Annotated in this window: 3 tRNA genes; all 3 read right to left on the reverse strand. The window is 53.9% G+C overall.

Annotated features, from left to right (window positions below):
* Positions 1 to 4: 4 nt before the first annotated feature.
* The 3 genes from ACLUWI_RS10440 to ACLUWI_RS10450 all read right to left on the reverse strand — a co-directional run bounded on the left by ACLUWI_RS10440 (position 5) and on the right by ACLUWI_RS10450 (position 290).
* Positions 5 to 92, reverse strand: a tRNA-Ser gene (locus ACLUWI_RS10440).
* 35 nt (positions 93 to 127) lie between these two features.
* Positions 128 to 201, reverse strand: a tRNA-Ile gene (locus tag ACLUWI_RS10445).
* A gap of 15 nt (positions 202 to 216) precedes the next feature.
* Positions 217 to 290 (reverse strand) — tRNA-Met (locus ACLUWI_RS10450).
* Positions 291 to 308 lie beyond the last annotated feature (18 nt).

A 308-nucleotide genomic window follows, 5' to 3' on the forward strand; every position in this document is an offset into this window, starting at 1 on the left:
GAAAAGGAGGATAAGAGATTCGAACTCTTGCGCCGCTCTCACGACCTAGCGGTTTTCAAGACCGCCCCCTTCAGCCACTTGGGTAATCCTCCATAAATGAAAAGCTGTCGAGTGTTATGAGGCCCAATGGACCTTGTAGGACTCGAACCTACGACCGGGCGGTTATGAGCCGCTTGCTCTAACCAACTGAGCTAAAGGTCCCTAACAGCCAGTCAATCGCGGCGGGGGGGATCGAACCCTCGACCTCCCGGGTATGAACCGGACGCTCTAGCCAGCTGAGCTACACCGCGATAACAATTTTCATTGTT

The sequence above is a fragment of the Limosilactobacillus mucosae genome (genome assembly GCF_046939755.1).
GTDB lineage: Bacteria > Bacillota > Bacilli > Lactobacillales > Lactobacillaceae > Limosilactobacillus > Limosilactobacillus mucosae_A.